16 protein-coding genes are annotated in these 15,563 nt (G+C 39.4%); 6 read left to right on the top strand and 10 right to left on the bottom strand.

Annotation, left to right across the window (positions count from 1 at the left end; genetic code table 11):
• Positions 1–10: 10 nt before the first annotated feature.
• The 4 genes from CVS93_RS01400 to CVS93_RS01385 are packed head-to-tail and all read right to left on the bottom strand — an operon-like array spanning position 11 to position 2,357.
• Positions 11–334, bottom strand: a complete 324-nt coding sequence (locus CVS93_RS01400; protein ID WP_107686271.1) for a DMT family transporter — start codon at positions 332–334, stop codon at positions 11–13.
• The gene (locus tag CVS93_RS01395) at positions 331–660 is read right to left on the bottom strand and encodes a DMT family transporter (protein WP_107686270.1); all 330 of its coding nucleotides are present in this window, start codon (positions 658–660) and stop codon (positions 331–333) included. Before CVS93_RS01395 ends, CVS93_RS01400 begins: the two co-directional genes overlap by 4 nt.
• Positions 650–1,456: a 3-deoxy-8-phosphooctulonate synthase gene (gene kdsA, locus CVS93_RS01390; protein WP_107686269.1), complete on the bottom strand. Its 807-nt coding sequence runs from the start codon at positions 1,454–1,456 to the stop codon at positions 650–652. Before kdsA ends, CVS93_RS01395 begins: the two co-directional genes overlap by 11 nt.
• A 10-nt stretch (positions 1,457–1,466) precedes the next feature.
• Positions 1,467–2,357 (bottom strand): DMT family transporter, encoded by an 891-nt coding sequence (locus tag CVS93_RS01385; protein ID WP_103583347.1) that lies wholly within the window; start codon positions 2,355–2,357, stop codon positions 1,467–1,469.
• Positions 2,358–2,509: 152 nt separating this feature from the next.
• Between CVS93_RS01385 and der the strand changes: the two genes are divergently transcribed.
• The 6 genes from der (at position 2,510) to CVS93_RS01355 (ending at position 9,844) form a co-directional block, all read left to right on the top strand.
• Positions 2,510–3,898, top strand: a complete 1,389-nt coding sequence (gene der, locus CVS93_RS01380; RefSeq protein WP_107686268.1) for a ribosome biogenesis GTPase Der — start codon at positions 2,510–2,512, stop codon at positions 3,896–3,898.
• Positions 3,879–4,400 carry a shikimate kinase gene (locus CVS93_RS01375; protein ID WP_107686267.1) on the top strand — a complete coding sequence of 174 codons (522 nt, stop codon included), beginning with the start codon at positions 3,879–3,881 and terminating at the stop codon, positions 4,398–4,400. The genes der and CVS93_RS01375 overlap by 20 nt, the downstream gene beginning before the upstream one ends.
• Positions 4,401–4,801: 401 nt before the next feature.
• Positions 4,802–5,764 carry a tryptophan--tRNA ligase gene (trpS, locus tag CVS93_RS01370; protein ID WP_107686266.1) on the top strand — a complete coding sequence of 321 codons (963 nt, stop codon included), beginning with the start codon at positions 4,802–4,804 and terminating at the stop codon, positions 5,762–5,764.
• A gap of 13 nt (positions 5,765–5,777) precedes the next feature.
• Positions 5,778–6,218: a copper resistance protein CopD gene (locus tag CVS93_RS01365; RefSeq protein ID WP_107686265.1), complete on the top strand. Its 441-nt coding sequence runs from the start codon at positions 5,778–5,780 to the stop codon at positions 6,216–6,218.
• Positions 6,219–6,227: 9 nt separating this feature from the next.
• On the top strand, positions 6,228–7,472 hold the full coding sequence (gene serS, locus CVS93_RS01360; protein WP_107686264.1) for a serine--tRNA ligase: 1,245 nt from the start codon (positions 6,228–6,230) through the stop codon (positions 7,470–7,472).
• Positions 7,472–9,844, top strand: a complete 2,373-nt coding sequence (locus CVS93_RS01355) for a tetratricopeptide repeat protein (RefSeq protein ID WP_107686263.1) — start codon at positions 7,472–7,474, stop codon at positions 9,842–9,844. The genes serS and CVS93_RS01355 overlap by 1 nt, the downstream gene beginning before the upstream one ends.
• Positions 9,845–9,990: 146 nt before the next feature.
• Here the strand turns inward: CVS93_RS01355 and CVS93_RS01350 are convergent, their stop codons facing one another.
• Genes CVS93_RS01350 through CVS93_RS01325 form a run of 6 tightly spaced genes read right to left on the bottom strand, consistent with a single transcriptional unit; the run spans position 9,991 to position 15,550 of the window.
• Complete coding sequence (locus CVS93_RS01350) at positions 9,991–10,569, bottom strand: hypothetical protein (RefSeq protein WP_107686262.1); 579 nt, start codon at positions 10,567–10,569, stop codon at positions 9,991–9,993.
• A gap of 8 nt (positions 10,570–10,577) precedes the next feature.
• Positions 10,578–11,072, bottom strand: a complete 495-nt coding sequence (locus tag CVS93_RS01345; protein WP_107686261.1) for a TlpA family protein disulfide reductase — start codon at positions 11,070–11,072, stop codon at positions 10,578–10,580.
• The gene (locus tag CVS93_RS01340) at positions 11,062–11,751 is read right to left on the bottom strand and encodes an ABC transporter ATP-binding protein (protein ID WP_054196145.1); all 690 of its coding nucleotides are present in this window, start codon (positions 11,749–11,751) and stop codon (positions 11,062–11,064) included. The genes CVS93_RS01345 and CVS93_RS01340 overlap by 11 nt, the downstream gene beginning before the upstream one ends.
• A gap of 1 nt (position 11,752) precedes the next feature.
• Positions 11,753–12,895 (bottom strand): ABC transporter permease, encoded by a 1,143-nt coding sequence (locus tag CVS93_RS01335; RefSeq protein WP_107686260.1) that lies wholly within the window; start codon positions 12,893–12,895, stop codon positions 11,753–11,755.
• The gene (locus tag CVS93_RS01330) at positions 12,882–14,174 is read right to left on the bottom strand and encodes an ABC transporter permease (protein WP_084108997.1); all 1,293 of its coding nucleotides are present in this window, start codon (positions 14,172–14,174) and stop codon (positions 12,882–12,884) included. The genes CVS93_RS01335 and CVS93_RS01330 overlap by 14 nt, the downstream gene beginning before the upstream one ends.
• On the bottom strand, positions 14,171–15,550 hold the full coding sequence (locus tag CVS93_RS01325; RefSeq protein ID WP_107686259.1) for a Fe-S-containing protein: 1,380 nt from the start codon (positions 15,548–15,550) through the stop codon (positions 14,171–14,173). Before CVS93_RS01325 ends, CVS93_RS01330 begins: the two co-directional genes overlap by 4 nt.
• Positions 15,551–15,563 lie beyond the last annotated feature (13 nt).

The raw sequence follows: 15,563 nt of genomic DNA, 5'->3' as shown, positions 1-15,563 counted from the left end.
AATTTAGCACTTATACGATTTTTAACATCGCCGCGCTAATGATGATGAGCGATAAAAAGAGTGCTTTTTCTAAATTTACTTTTTCGTTGTTAAATGCCACACCAACCAGCACGGCTCCGATCGCTCCGATGCCAGTCCAGATCGCGTATGCTACCGACATCGCCATCGCCTGCATCGCGTAGCTCAAAAGCCAGAGCGAAAGGGCGAAATTTGCGGTTAAAATCAAAAAATTCGCCGCTTTTTTCACGCCGACGCTTTTTTGAAATTTGGTTAGAAAAAATACGCCCGAAACCTCGCAGCACCCGGCCGCCAAAAGAGCTAAAACGTGTATCAAGATTTTAGCCTTTTTAGTCCTAGCACGCCCGCAACTAGCGTCGCTATGAAAAATAGCCGCAAGGGATCGGGCGCCTGGCCGTTTGAGGTGTATTCGCTAACGCTTTCGGCGACCACGATAAAAAACGCTCCAAGCCCCACAAATACGGTATATGCGACGCTCGTAGGCAGGTATTTAAATGCGAGCATAAACATAAAAAAGCTCACGCAAACCAGCCCTGCTGTGGCTAAATTTTCTAACCCGCCGCTTGCGTGCTTTAGCCCATACGCCCAGCCGCACTCGGCCAGCGCACCGATCATCACGTATAAAAAGCCTTTATTCGACATCGCCAAGAGCGTCTTTTATCTTAAAAATTTGAGCGATATTTGCATCTAGCTCGTCCAAATTTAGCATATTCGGCCCGTCGCAAAGCGCCTCGCAAGGATTTACGTGCGTCTCGTAAAAAAATCCGTCCACGCCCGCAGCCGCCGCAGCTCGCGCCAAATATGGTACGAATCTCGCGTCACCACCGCTTTTTTCGCCAAGAGCGCTTGGCATCTGTACGCTATGCGTCGCGTCGAAAATCACCGGCGCAAACTCCCTCATCAGCACCAAATTTCGCATATCTACGACTAAATTCCCGTAGCCAAAGGTACTGCCTCGCTCGGTTAGCCACACGCCGTTTTGTTTGGCGACCTCGTATCCGTCGCCGCTCACGCCGCGCGTTTCTAGCACTTTTTTAACCGAGTGTTTCATCGCAGACGCTGCCAAAAACTGCCCTTTTTTGATATTTACCACGGCTTTTGTCTTAGCCGCAGCCACGAGTAGATCGGTCTGGCGGCATAAAAATGCAGGTATTTGCAGCACGTCCGCGACCTCGCCTACAGGACTAGCCTGATAGCTCTCGTGAATATCGGTCAAAATTTTAAAACCGAATTCTTTTTTTACCTTAGCTAAAATTTCGCACCCTTTTTCAAGTCCGGGCCCGCGAAACGAGCTTATACTCGTGCGATTTGCCTTGTCAAAGCTTGATTTGAAATAAAAATCTATCCGCTTATCTTCGTTAAATTTTACTAGCCTTTTTGCCACGTCAAAGACAAGCTGCTCGCTCTCGATGACGCAAGGCCCTGCTATTAGTATCATTTTTTCTCCTTTATTTTTCTTTCACAACTAAAATTCCACTAACCACGACAAGTATGATACCTATAAGTGCTAGGTGATTTGGTAACGCATCGCCCATAAAATAGCCAATTATAAGCGTAAAAATGACGTCTGCGTAGCTAACCGCAGCGATCACACCAGCCTTTTTACCAACCGCGAACGCCTTTGTCATGTACGACTGAAAAAAATATCCGCTAAGCCCCATTAGCAAGATAAAAACAACGTTATACCAGCTTGGTATGCTAAATTTTGAAAACAAAAAATCAAGTGGCTCATAGGTGAAAAATTCTGCCAAACCCATACAAATAAGTGGCAAAAACGAGCCCCAAAGCATAAAACTTAGCACGATAACGTTCGTGCCATAACTCTTGTTTAGCTCCTTTACGCTTGTGTATGCTATCGCCGCACCAAGGCCACTCCAAACACCGATAATATCAGTCTTGCTTATGCCTAAATTTGGCTGGATGACAAGCAAAATTCCACCAAATCCCAAAAATACAGCAAACCAGCCAAGTGAGCTTAGACGCTCTTTGAAAATAAAAGCTGCGAGGATGGCTGTAAAGATTGGATTTGTCTTTTGAAATGTAAAAGCTGTGGCCAAATTTACATGAGCGACATTGTAAAAAAAAGCAAAAAGTGCGACCGTGCCGACAAAACCACGAAACATTAACAAAAAAAAGTGTCCACCAGCTTGCTTAAATGGAAATCTATAAATGGCATAAATAACAATAAAAAGGCCTATTAAATTTCTAAAAAATACAACTTCGATAGATGGCATATCTTTGCTAAGATACTTTGCAAATGCGCCAGTAACAGCAAACATAAAGCAAGCAAAGAGCATATAAAAAATGCCAAGATGCGAAATATAAAACCTTTTTAACATCACATGACCTTTAAAATTAAAGTAGCCATTTTAATGAAAAGTGGCTTAAATTTTGGTTGATTTTTTCTTTTATTTTGGCGCTTTTAAGCAAATTTTTATACTTTATATAAGTCAAAAATTTGTATAATCAGCCATCACGAAAAGGACAAAATTTGCAAAAAGTAATATTAGTAGGCAAGCCAAATGTCGGCAAAAGCTCACTTTTTAACCGCTTAGCTGGTCGTCGTATCGCTATAACAAGCGATGTTAGCGGCACGACAAGAGATACGAACAAAGCCAAGATCGAAGTTGAGGGCAAAGAGTGCATATTAATCGACAGTGGTGGCCTTGATGATAGTAGCGAGCTTTTTAAAAATGTAAAAGCAAAGACCTTAGCAGAGGCTAGAAATTCAGACGTCATTTTATACATGGTCGATGGCAAAATGATGCCAGATGACGAGGATAGAACCATTTTTTATGAGCTTAGCAAGCTAAATTTACCAATCGCTCTAGTCATCAATAAAATTGACAGTAAAAAAGACGAACAAAGGGAGTGGGAATTTATAAGCTTTGGCGCGAAAAATTCCTTTGGAATTTCCGTAAGCCACAACACAGGCATAGATGAGCTTAGCATGTGGCTAGTAAAGCACATAGAGGACAAAGTGCAGATAAAGGCCGATACGAGCGAAGATTTTGATGATTTTTTAGAAAACTATAACGACGAGGGCGAGCTAAGCGACGAGATAGACTATGAGAGTAAAAATATAAGAGTTGGCATCATAGGCCGCGTAAATGTCGGCAAAAGCTCGCTTCTAAACGCTCTTGTAAAGGAGAGTCGCGCTGTCGTTAGCGACGTGGCAGGCACTACGATTGATCCAGTTAATGAAATTTACGAGCATGATGGCAGGGTTTTTGAGTTTGTAGATACTGCTGGCATCAGAAAGCGTGGCAAGATCGAAGGCATCGAGAGATACGCACTAAATAGAACTGAGAAAATTTTAGAAGAGACGGACGTAGCTCTACTCGTACTTGATAGCTCTGAGCCACTAACCGAGCTTGATGAGCGTATCGCTGGCATCGCCTCGAAATTTGAGCTTGGCGTCATCATCGTGCTAAACAAATGGGATAAAAGCAGTGAAGAATTTGACGAGCTTTGCAAAGAGATAAAAGATAGGTTTAAATTTTTAGCATACGCGCCGATCATCAGTGTTTCGGCACTTGGTGGCAAAAGAGTGCATAAAATTTATCCACTTATAGTTGAAATTTATAAAAACTACACCCAAAAAATCCAAACTTCAAAGCTAAATGAAGTGATCGGTGAAGCGACCAAGGCGCATCCACTGCCACGAGATAAAGGCAGAGTTGTGAAAATTTACTACGCAGTGCAGTTTAAAACTGCGCCGATCATGATAGCGCTTATTATGAACCGCCCAAAATGCCTACACTTTAGCTACAAACGCTATTTAACAAATAAGCTTAGAGAGAGTTTTAACCTAACTGGCGTGCCTATCGTGCTAATCCCTAAAAAACGTGGAGAGAGCGATGAAAACAAAGAACAATAATATCGTTTTGATAGGATTTATGGGCGTTGGCAAGGGCACGACTGCAAGGGCACTAAGCAAGGCACTAAAGACGATGAACCTTGACTGCGACGACCTGCTAGAGAGCTCACAAAATATGAAGATAAAAGCTATCTTTGAAGAGTACGGAGAGGAGCATTTTAGGCAGCTTGAAAAGGATCTGGCTAAATTTCTAGCAACAAATGTTAAAAATGCGATTATCTCAACAGGTGGAGGCTTTGCGAAGGTTAAAAATTTAAAGAAAATTGGCACCGTGATCTACCTAAAAGCTAGTTTTGAAGCGATAATGCAAAGACTAAAAAATAGCAAAAATAGCGAGAAAAAGCTCGCCAAACGCCCACTTTTAAGCGATCTAAAAAGAGCCGAGGCACTTCATCTGGAGCGAGAGAAGCTTTATGAGAAAAAGGCTGATTATATCATTGAAGTGGAGGGCAAAACTCCAAAGCAGATCGTAAAAGAGATAAGGATACTTTTAAAAGTTTAGTTGCAAAGTGGCGTGGGCTGCTTGCAACGATAAATTTCAAGATCAGGCTGGATGGTTATCTGGCGTGGTGTTAAAATTTGTGATGTTTGAGCAAAATTTAACGTTTTGTAGTTAGAAATTTTAGCGAAGTGTTTGAGGAAAATTTAAATATTGCGCTGTCAAATTTTAATCAAAGCTAGGCATTTAGCCTGCCAAGCTAAATTTTAAGATTAGATTAGATACTAAAACTCTAATTTAACGTTAAAATTTAAAAAGTATTTTTGGCGAAGTATCGTGAGATGATTTTGATAGTTGTGTAGAAATTTTATGCCGAGGCTAGACACATAGTCTGCCGAAAGCTTAAAATTTCAAATCTCTATCAAAAGCGCTCACGAGAAAAAGCCAAAATTTGAAAGGATAAGATGAGAGTATTAACCGGCCTCCAACCCTCCGGCAAACTACACCTTGGCAACTATTTTGCCTCGATAAAGCAGATGGTTGATATGCAAGAGCAAAATGAGATGTTTATGTTTATAGCAAACTACCACGCGATGACGAGCCTTAGCGAGGCCAAAGCCCTAAAGCAAAACACTTTTGAGGCTGCATGTGCGTTTTTGGCACTTGGGATTGATCCAAGTAAAAGTATATTTTGGGTACAAAGTGACGTTAAAGACGTGCTTGAGCTTTACTGGGTGCTAAGCCAGCACACGCCTATGGGGCTTCTTGAGCGCGCACACAGCTATAAAGACAAGGTCGCAAAAGGCCTTAGCTCACACCACGGCCTCTTTAGCTATCCAGTTTTGATGGCAGCTGACATTTTGCTTTATAATGCGCAGATCGTACCCGTGGGCAAAGACCAGATCCAGCACGTAGAGATCGCTCGTGATATCGCGATAAAATTTAACAACGAGCATGGAGAAATTTTTACATTGCCTGAGGCGAAGATCGATGAAAATGTCGCCACCGTGCCTGGCACAAACGGCGAAAAGATGAGCAAAAGCTATGGCAATACAATCGACATCTTTGCCGATGCTAAAACGCTTAAAAAGCAAATTTCTAGCATCGTGACAGATGGTACGCCACTTGAAGAACCAAAACAGTGGCAAAACTGCAACGTCTATAATATCGCCAAACTTTTCTTGGACGAAAGTGAGCAAAAAGAGCTTCAAGCTAGATATGAGCGTGGTGGCGAGGGTCATGGGCACTTTAAAGCTTATCTAAATGAGCTTATTTGGGACTATTTTAAAGATGCGAGAGAGAAATTTGAGCATTATCAAAATAATCCTGACGAAGTATCTGGAATTTTAGAAATAGGAGCCAAAAAGGCAAGCAATGTTGCTCAAACAACGATAAAAAAAGTTCGTGAAGCAGTCGGAATTTATTAATAAAGGAAAAAATATGCAAAATTTATATCCATACGCACAAATAATTCATCTTTTTTGTGCAATCATCTTTGTTGGTTACCTCTTTTTTGATGTAATCATTTTTAAGGCAGCTTGTAAAAAAATGCCACCTGAGCTTGCTCAAAAGGCAAAACAAGCTATCGGTTCAGTTGCTATTAAGATAATGCCACTTTGTATCTTGCTTTTGGTATTAACTGGAGGCATAATGATGAGTAACTGGGTCGGATCAAAGGCTGGAGGCTACTTTGAGACAAATTTACAAATTATTTTTATGATCAAATTTTTCTTAGCAATGCTAATCGTAGCTGCGGTTATAACAAATTTGAGCTGCAAATTTATATTTAAACGTCCTAGCCCACTTGGCAACATTCACCCATTTGCGCTAACAGCGGCAGTTTTTATCGTACTTTTTGCAAAAGTTATGTTTATGGTTTAAGGATACGGAATGATAAATTTAAAACTACTCGAGACAAATTACGATGAATTTGTAAAAAAACTTGAGGGAAAAAATGTAAAAGCTGGACTACTTGACGAGCTTTTACAAACTTTTAACGAGCTAAAACAAAAGCGCAAAGCACTTGAAAATTTCCAAGCGATCCAAAATGCAAAGAGTAAAGAGCTTGGCATAAAGGCAAGAGCTGGTGAAGACGTAAGTGAGCTAAAAAATGAGCTAAATTTAAATAAAGCTGCACTTTCTGATGCTGATGAGATTGTTAAACAATATGAAGAAAAGCTTGAGCAAATTTCATTTAACGTGCCAAATATCACCGATGATGATGTGCCATTTGGTAAGGACGAGGACGATAATATCTGCATAAAAACGGTGCTTGAGCCAACTAAATTTAGCTTTACACCAAAAGAGCACTGGGAGTTAGGCGAGAGCCTTGGTTGGCTTGACTTTGAAAGGGGCGCAAAGCTCTCAGGATCTCGCTTTACCGTGCTTAGAGGCATGGGAGCAAGGCTTAGTAGAGCGCTTATTAATTACATGATCGACTTTAATAGCGCGCGCGGCTTTGAGCTTGTAAATGTCCCTTATCTAGTAAGCTCAAATACACTTTTTGGTACTGGCCAGCTGCCTAAATTTGAAGAGGACCTTTACAAAGTACGCGACGAAGACCTCTACCTCATCCCAACTAGCGAAGTACCTGTGACAAATTTATACAATGACACGATCATTGAAGCTGAGCAGCTTCCTATAAAGATGACTTGCTACTCAGCATGCTTCCGCCAAGAGGCAGGCTCAGCAGGACGTGACACGAGAGGCATGATCCGCCAGCACCAGTTTGAAAAGGTCGAACTGGTAAGCATCACAAAGCCTGATCAAAGCGAAGACGTGCTAAATGAGATGGTAGCGTGCGCGAGCGATCTACTAACTAGTCTTGGGCTTCCTCACCGCCATATGCTTCTTTGTAGCGGCGATCTTGGTTTTAGCGCGGCAAAGACGATAGACCTTGAGGTTTGGTTGCCTGGTCAAGGTAAATATAGAGAGATTAGCTCTATTTCCAATACTCGTGATTTTCAAGCAAGGCGTGCAAAAATTCGCTTTAAAGACGGCAAGAAGAATATGCTTGTAAATACGCTAAATGGCTCAAGCCTAGCTGTGGGCAGGACGCTTATTGCCATCATGGAAAACTATCAAAAAGCAGATGGCACTATCGAAATTCCAGAAGTTCTTAAAAGGTATATGTAGTGGCTGAAGAAGAGGTTGTAGTTTTAAAACCACCTGGCGAGCAAGCAGAGCAAGAAGCACCTGAAGAGGCAAAAGCCGAGGCACCTGAAGAAATCGTCTCGCTTGAGAGTATCGCAAGTGAAGGCGTGCTACAAGATGAGAGCATCCCAGAGCCAATCCCTGTAAAAAAGAGCAATAAAAAGCTCTTTATAATAGCAGGCGTGGTCGCTCTAGTGCTTATCATCTTAATAGTGGTTTTGCTAGTTGTCTTGCTAAAGAAAGACAAAAAAGAGAACATAGATACTGCAAGTATCGTAAAAAATATAGAAAACAACTACCAAACGCAAAATTTTGGCGCTTCAAAGTTCGATGAAATGATAAATAAAGCCAATCAGCTTTACGAGCGTGGCAATAAATTTGAAGCGTTAAAAATTTATGAAAATATAGCTGTTTATAACCAGTCACTTTCAAACTACAACCTAGGCGTTTCGCAGATGAAACAAGAAAGATGTGATGAGGCGATCGTATCTTTTAACAAAGCTATAACCGATAGAGAAAACACGGCGGTTAGTGCCATAAACGCTGCTGTTTGCTCGCTTGAGCTAAATAACACCAAAAATTTTAACTACTATATAGGACTTGCTGACTCATTTTTGCAGTATGAAAACAACTCGCCACTTTATAGCTATTACTACGCGCTTATAAACTACTATAAAGGCAACTATTACGAGGCGCTTCAAGCACTTTCTCATCCAAATACTACAGATTATAAAAGTGAATATGCCTATTTAAGTGCAAAAATTTTATCACTTCTTGGAGATGATGAGAGGGCAATAGCCAAACTTGAGAGCCAAAAGGCGTTTAAGGCCGACTTCACGCTAGCACAGCTCTATGCAAGACTTGGCAAATACGACAAGGCAAGGGATTATTTAACAAAGGCTTCTAAAAATACGCCAAATATCGATCTTATCAAGATGACTGAGGCGCTAATTGATCTAAAAACTGCTGACTACGGCGACGCAGCTACATTTATCAAAGATGTTTACGACTACAATGCTTCTTTGCCAAGCAAAATTTATAAGATAAAAACGATACTAAAGCCTGATCTTTTTGATGTCAGCCTAGCTCAGGCATACTTTAGCGACGATATGTTTTTTGATAGAACAAGGCGCTATGAGACCCTTTTTTACTTCGCACCTTACAAGGTCTTTGATGCAAAACAGAGTATCGAGCAGATAAGAAAAGGTGGCGTTAGCGTCTTTTTAGACGATACATCAGCAGCAAACGACTATCTTAGCCAAAGTGCAGCTGCTTCAAAAGTAAATGCAAAACTTAGCGAAGCTATTGCAAAAGCACTAAGCTACCGCTTAAAGGAAGCAAATAAAGAGTTTGAAGAGCTAGCTAGCACTTATCCAAATCACTCTATCTTGCAATACAACCTCGCCCTAAGCTACGCTCAGCTTGGAAATTTTAGCCTTGCAGCAAAGCACTTCATAGCAAGCTATCACCAGGATGTAAATAACCATCTTGCAGGTATTTTTGGGGCGATTTGTCTAGATATAAATAGAAATTTAAACCCAAAACTCATTGAAGAGATCGGCGAAAATTTAGAAAATGACAAGAGTTTAAAGCCTGTAAATTTATATGCCTCGCTTCTAAGCCTGGTTAGCGGCAACCAAAGTGCGATGATAAGATGGCTTGAAGAGCCAAAAGAGCAGACAATGCTAAATTTAGCCTTTGATATCATCATCGCAAAAGTAACAAACAATGACGAGCTAATGGCAAAGAAAGCTGATGAACTACTAAAAATTTTGCCAAATGATATTATTGCAAATATCTTAAATTTTATCTCGAAAAACAAAGAGCAAAATGTCAAAGAGTATGCAAAAGCGATACAAATTCACTTTAATGGCAAGCAGCTTGATTCAAACGCTTTCTATCACGGCGCTGACATCATCAAAAAACAATACATCAAGCTACTTCAAATTTCAGGCTTACTTACAAGAGAGCGTGATAAGTTAAGAGCTGAGCTAAAAGAGGCTCCAAAGAATATAAATTTAATCCAAACTCTGGCCTACATCGATATCTTTACAAACGATTTTGAAGAAAGCTATAAACTTTATAATCAAGCAATCGATGAGTTTAAAGTAAATGACGCTAGCACATTATTTTTAGCATCTGTGGCTGCGACAGGAGCTGGAAAAGTATCAAACGCAATCGCGCTTTTAGAGCTAACAAAACTAAATGATGCTAGTGCTATCGAAAATAGAATAGCTCTTGGCCTAATGTATCAGCAGATAGATAATATAAAAGCAGCTCTTATACAATACAGCAAAATAGGAAATGTTGAGTATGAAAGCGAATTTTACGACTTTGAGATAGATAATGAGTAATAAAAATTTAACTAGGCCTTGACCTAGTTAAATCCATGTTATAAGAGCTTTAAAAATTTCTCAAAATTACCGACCAAGAAAGTAAAAATTTTATTAAAGTTTAGCTTTTCATTCGAGCTTAGTTTAAATAACACTCGTTAGTGCCCCTACCTTTGCGAGACATTATAAAAAAAGCTAACGATCTGTTTTGCTAGGCGTTCTTTAAAAAACGGCCAAATGTAGCTTGGTGAATAGACATTGCCAGCTTGCATAAGTGAGATATTTGTCGCCTTTTCGCCACCATTTTTTGGACGCACTAGCACGCTTACTTGCATGTGATAAGTATAGCTATTTGTACTAAAGTCATCATCGTCGTAATAGCCAAATGGGAAAAACATCGAGTAGCCAAAGCCAAAGCTTGGTCTGCCAAAGCCATATCCCATGCCCATCGAAAATCTAGGATCTCTTTTGATTATCCTAGAAAAGCTTTGCACATCTCCAAGGATGATGAAGTCAGCGTTTTTGATATTTGGCTCGTTTCTAAAGCCAGCCTTTGCAAACTCGCTTAAAATTTCAGTATTTACATCTTGCCCGGTCGCACTATTTTTAAAATTTACATAAACGCTTTTATTTGCTTCATTAAGCGTAAAAAATATAGGCTCGCTCGTTTTGACCGAGATGTTTGGAGTGCTGCTAGCACATCCAACAAAAAATACCGCTAAGACAAATAAAAAGAAATTTTTCATATTCACTCCTACAAGAGCGATCTTATAGCACTTTCAAGTACACTTTTTGGTGTAAGACCGATAAATTTTGATCGCATCTTACCATCTTTATCAAAAAAATAGATAACTGGTACGCCCATGACGCCACCAACTGCCTTGCTAAAGTAATCAACTGAAACCTTATCGCTCGTAGTTTTAAATGTAATGTTGTGCTCTTTTAAAAGCTCAATATCTTTATCAAAACCCTTGCTAGGTCCTAAAACACCAATGAATTGAACCTCTTTACCATACTCTTTTTCAAGCGTATTTAGATCAGGTATAGCGGCCTTGCATACTCCGCAGTCAGTGCCAAAGAAAAATAGCATATATGGTTTATCGCCTATCTTTAGGCGCTTTTCTGTTGAAAAAAACTGCGTATCAATGCCGCTTGAGTCATTTAGAGTGATGTGATGCTTCTCATACTGCTTGACGCAGCCCATAACTAGGGCTGAGACTAGACATAAAAATAAAATTTTATATCTCATTTGGCACCTTTGGGTTTTCAATAGTGCGAATTTTCTCTAGCTTACCGTGTCTTAGATATACGATCTTATCACCATACTCGCCAAGATCAGGGTTGTGAGTTACTAGAAGTATCGTCTTGCCATCTTTTCTTAGCTTGCAAAATAGATCAAGTATAACTCTTTCATTTGCTTCATCAAGGTTACCAGTTGGCTCATCTGCTATTAAAATTTCAGGATCGTTTATGAGCGAGCGTGCGATACAAAGGCGTTGTTGCTCACCACCACTTAACTGACTTGGTCTATGCGTTAGCCTGTGAGAAAGACCAACTGCCTCAAGTGCCTTTTTAGCGTCCTCTTCATCAACTGAGCTGTGATAGTACTGAGCGATCATTACATTTTCAAGTGCGCTAAGATATGGCACTAAGTGAAACTGCTGAAAAATAAGACCGATCTTTTCACGTCTAAATTTAAGTGTATCATCAGCATTTAGATTGCTCGCATCATCGCCACCGAGCATATAAGTGCCACTACTTGGAGTATCCATTAGTGAAAGGATATTTACAAGCGTACTCTTACCACTACCACTTGGCCCCATTACGCTGACCCACTCACCTTTTTTAACCTCAAAATTTATATCATCAAGTGCTTTAACATCGCCAAAAATTTTACAAATATTTTTTAATTCTAGTGCATTTTGCATATCATTCTCCTCTTAATGTATCTGCCATTTTATTATTAAGTGCCCGTTTGATCGGATAAAATGCTGCGATCGCTGCAAATAAAAGCGATATTATCACAGCTACTGGGATGCTTAAAATTCTAAAATCAATACTAGAATCAAATATCGCATAACCTAAAATTTGAGCTAGTAAATATCCTAAAAATGCACCAACTAATGCTGAGATGAGCGCTGTCACAAATGTTTCAAAACCAAATAGATTTAGTACATCTTTTTTGCTTGCACCTATGGCTCTAAGAAGTGCGATTTCCTTTGAGCGAGAGAGCAAGATAGCACTAAGCGTTGTGTTTACGCACATTGAAGTAATGAGCAAAATAACAAGGCTAACAAGTGCCATTAATAGCTTTATTTTCTCCAAAATATATCCCTCAGACTTTGAAACTTTTGCCACTGGTTTTGCGACTATTTCGTCATTGCTAATAGTCTTTGCAAGCGATGTTATCTCGTCAAAATTTCCAAGCACAACAGCTTCAGCATAGTTTATCTTGCCAGCTTTGTTTGAAATTTGCTGAGCCAAAGATAGCGACGTGATCAAAAGGGCGTCCTCTTTGTCACCACTTGCCACTACGCCTTTTATCTTTACATTTATGCTCTCATTTGAGCCAATGGCACGAATTTCTATATCATCGCCTGCTTTAAAGCCAGCCTGACGAGCTAGATCGACGCCTATTAGCACGTTTTTATCGTCAAAATCGACATTTATCATCGTTCCATCTCTAACATCTAAAAATGGTTTAACTTTTTTTAGATTGCTAAATTTTGTTCCCATGACGATGGCGTTTGTTGGACCGATATTTGCCTGAGCAAAGAGATAGCCGCTCTCACCAAGAAGCTTGTCTTTTGGTACTTTAGCGATCATTTCATTGTAAGTTTTTTCACTCATATCATCGCTTGTAGCCATATCTTTTGGAGCAAAGATCATATTTGCACCATAAGTTTTTAGCTCACGTGAGACCTTTGAGTCAATGTCAAGATAGACATTAACAAATGCAGCACACACGCATGCTCCAAGCAAGATAGAGATCACGATGACCATTACTCTTGATGAGCCGTTTTTTAAACTTTTATAAATTGTATTGTAAAAGAATTTGCTATTTGCGGTCATATAGCACCTCCGCAGGTAGTAAATTTATGACGTTTCTCATTGGCATTAGCGAGCCAACGACTGAAATAAGCAAGGCAAATGCCACGCTTATTGGTAGCACGATCCAAGCTATGCCTATGCCGTGAGAGAAGATAATGTAAGACATCACGTAGCTTAATGCGTATCCTAAAAATGCTCCCGTGATACCTGCAAAAAATGCCACCACAAGACTCTCGCTAGCAAACAAAGCGTAAATTTCAAAGTTACTAGCACCTATGGCTTTTAAAAGGCCGATCTCTTTTTTACGGCGGTAAATTTCACTTGTCATTAGCGACGTTATGCCAATAGCTGAAACCACAAGAGCGATGATGCTAACGATGCCCATTAGGCTTTGGATTTTCTTTACTATGTTACTCTCTGCATCGCTGACTTGAAGGCTTGCCTTTGCGCTAACGTTTGGTAAATTTTCTTCTATCTGAAATGCGATTGATCCTGCATAGGCTGAGCAATACCATTTGTCGTACTCTGCGCTATCAAGGTTGTCTAAATTTCTTCTTGCTTTTAGCGATAGGTCATTTTCCGGGATCGTCATAGCTGAGACTTCAGCCTTTGTGTATGATCCAGCGTGACCTGATAGATCGCCAGCAAGCTTTAGTGAGCCAACTAGCTTATGCGTCTCATCACTAGCTCCTTTTAAAATTCCAACTATTTTAACCTCTTTTGTACCGTTTTTGCCAGTAAGGCTAAGCTTGTCGCCAACTTTTAAATTTTTAGCCTTAGAAAGTTCTTCGCCAACTAAAATTTCATCCATACTTTCATCTTTTGGCCAAGCGCCCTCAACACCCCAAAATCCATACAAACTCTTAACGCCTGTGCTAAATTCTGGCTCATCTTTTAGACCGATATTTTTATCAAAATAGGTTCCTTCAAAGGCAAATTCAATTCCTTTTTCATCTTTAACTTTTGCCTCTAAAAACGGCGCAAAAGCAACGATATTGTTTCTCCAAAAGATCTCTTTTATCTTGTAGATATCAGCCTCTGGGAGTAAATTTTGTGATTTTAACGGAGTGAAATTTTTACCCTCGATCTCGATGCTTAAGCTCTCACCTCGTGGCAAAACAACTATATTTGAGCCATATCCTCTAAGCTCGGTTGCTACTTGATCGCCGATTTTTAGTGTGATATTTAGCATGCAAGCTATCAAAAGAGCAGCTAGCAAGATGGTGATAAAGGCCATCGTCTTTTGCACCTTTGAGCCCGTGATCGAGCTTTTTATCATTCTTAGTTGCATATTTTTCATTTTAACGTTCCATTTGTTTCTACATATTTTTCTGGATTTGCTTCAAATTTCGCCTGAGTTTCGTTATTTTCAAAGAAATATGTGCGTCCATAGTATAAATATGATCTTGACTCAAGGTTGCTCACTTTTTTGCGACTAACTGGGTCAAGCACCATCTTTTCGACGACCTTACTAAAGAAATTTGCTCCATCTGTAATAGTTTTATAATCAACTATAATATTTTTGCCATCGAAGATAAATGGCATTGGTATCGGATTGCAACCACCTTCTTTGCCAACTGATGGCAAGAAAATTCTAACATTACAAGAGATACAAATAAGGTCATTACCTCTTTTTATATAGCCCATATCGCCGCAAATCATACAAGAGTCAAAGACGATAACAGGCGAGACGCGGTCGCTAAAGCGGTTTAACAAGAAAAATCTTATCTGCTTGCCCTCATCTGTTATATAAGCAAATCTGTGAAGTTCATTATCTTTTAACATATCAACATCAAATATAAATTTATCTCCCACTGGCTCAACCAAGACTGGCTCTGAAATTTCAGGTGGACGAGATGCGTAAAGATCATAATAGAGTGAAAATCCAAGTGCTATCAAAATACTACAAAATGCAAATTTTGCATTATCAGAAATATTTTCTCTAATGGCTTTTGTAAAGCGGTATTTGATAGAACCAAATTTATTTTTATCAATACTTTTTGGCATAAAGAAAAGCGCAGTGATGCATAAAAGTAAGATCACAAAGATATAAAAATAAGTACCAAATTCTGATACGTAAATACCTTTTGCACTAACAGATAGAATCTGAGAGTTTAACTCACTACTTATTTTTAAAGCCCCAGCACGCAAAAGCTCGAGTGCTGTCTGAGAGCTCCTATCGATTAGCAAGAAAACTAAAGTGATAAGGGCCAAAATTTTAGCTATTAATGGAGAAATGCTAGATTTTAAATTTGAAATAAAAAAGAATAAAAATACGAGCAAAATCATTGCAAATATCATTAGAAAGAAGCTAATGACCGAAAGCGTATCTAGTAGCTCACCACCAAATAGTGGAAATAACACACTGCTTGAACTATAGCCAAAGCCAAAGCCGATGCCTAAAATAAAAAACGTTACAATTTTTGCTATCTTAAGCTCAAGAAATATCCATAAAATGCTAATTAGTAGAAAAACTAGCGTCACTGAATCTATGAACATTTTAAACTGGTCATCTATAAGTGCATGACGAACGACTTTAAAGATAAATACGCCAGCTACGACTCCAAAAAGTGACGGTAAAAAGAGTGTTTTTAAACTTTTATCCTTGTTATTTAAGGCAGCAAAAAGCGTAAATCCAAGAAGGACTAAAAAGACCTGATAGAAATAAATTGACATAACTAAACCCTGT

This window comes from Campylobacter concisus, from assembly GCF_003048535.1.
In the GTDB taxonomy this organism is placed as follows: Bacteria; Campylobacterota; Campylobacteria; order Campylobacterales; family Campylobacteraceae; genus Campylobacter_A; species Campylobacter_A concisus_S.
This window is presented reverse-complemented; position numbering and strand designations above follow the sequence as displayed.

Bases quoted from the DNA above. Each gene is read 5' to 3' on its own strand.
- kdsA (WP_107686269.1), bottom strand. From the start codon at position 1,456: ATGATACTAATAGCAGGGCCTTGCGTCATCGAGAGCGAGCAGCTTGTC.
- CVS93_RS01325 (WP_107686259.1), bottom strand. From the start codon at position 15,550: ATGTCAATTTATTTCTATCAGGTCTTTTTAGTCCTTCTTGGATTTACG.
- CVS93_RS01395 (WP_107686270.1), bottom strand. From the start codon at position 660: ATGTCGAATAAAGGCTTTTTATACGTGATGATCGGTGCGCTGGCCGAG.
- CVS93_RS01345 (WP_107686261.1), bottom strand. From the start codon at position 11,072: ATGAGATATAAAATTTTATTTTTATGTCTAGTCTCAGCCCTAGTTATG.
- CVS93_RS01375 (WP_107686267.1), top strand. From the start codon at position 3,879: ATGAAAACAAAGAACAATAATATCGTTTTGATAGGATTTATGGGCGTT.
- CVS93_RS01340 (WP_054196145.1), bottom strand. From the start codon at position 11,751: ATGCAAAATGCACTAGAATTAAAAAATATTTGTAAAATTTTTGGCGAT.
- trpS (WP_107686266.1), top strand. From the start codon at position 4,802: ATGAGAGTATTAACCGGCCTCCAACCCTCCGGCAAACTACACCTTGGC.
- CVS93_RS01365 (WP_107686265.1), top strand. From the start codon at position 5,778: ATGCAAAATTTATATCCATACGCACAAATAATTCATCTTTTTTGTGCA.
- CVS93_RS01335 (WP_107686260.1), bottom strand. From the start codon at position 12,895: ATGACCGCAAATAGCAAATTCTTTTACAATACAATTTATAAAAGTTTA.
- CVS93_RS01350 (WP_107686262.1), bottom strand. From the start codon at position 10,569: ATGAAAAATTTCTTTTTATTTGTCTTAGCGGTATTTTTTGTTGGATGT.
- CVS93_RS01330 (WP_084108997.1), bottom strand. From the start codon at position 14,174: ATGAAAAATATGCAACTAAGAATGATAAAAAGCTCGATCACGGGCTCA.
- serS (WP_107686264.1), top strand. From the start codon at position 6,228: ATGATAAATTTAAAACTACTCGAGACAAATTACGATGAATTTGTAAAA.
- CVS93_RS01385 (WP_103583347.1), bottom strand. From the start codon at position 2,357: ATGTTAAAAAGGTTTTATATTTCGCATCTTGGCATTTTTTATATGCTC.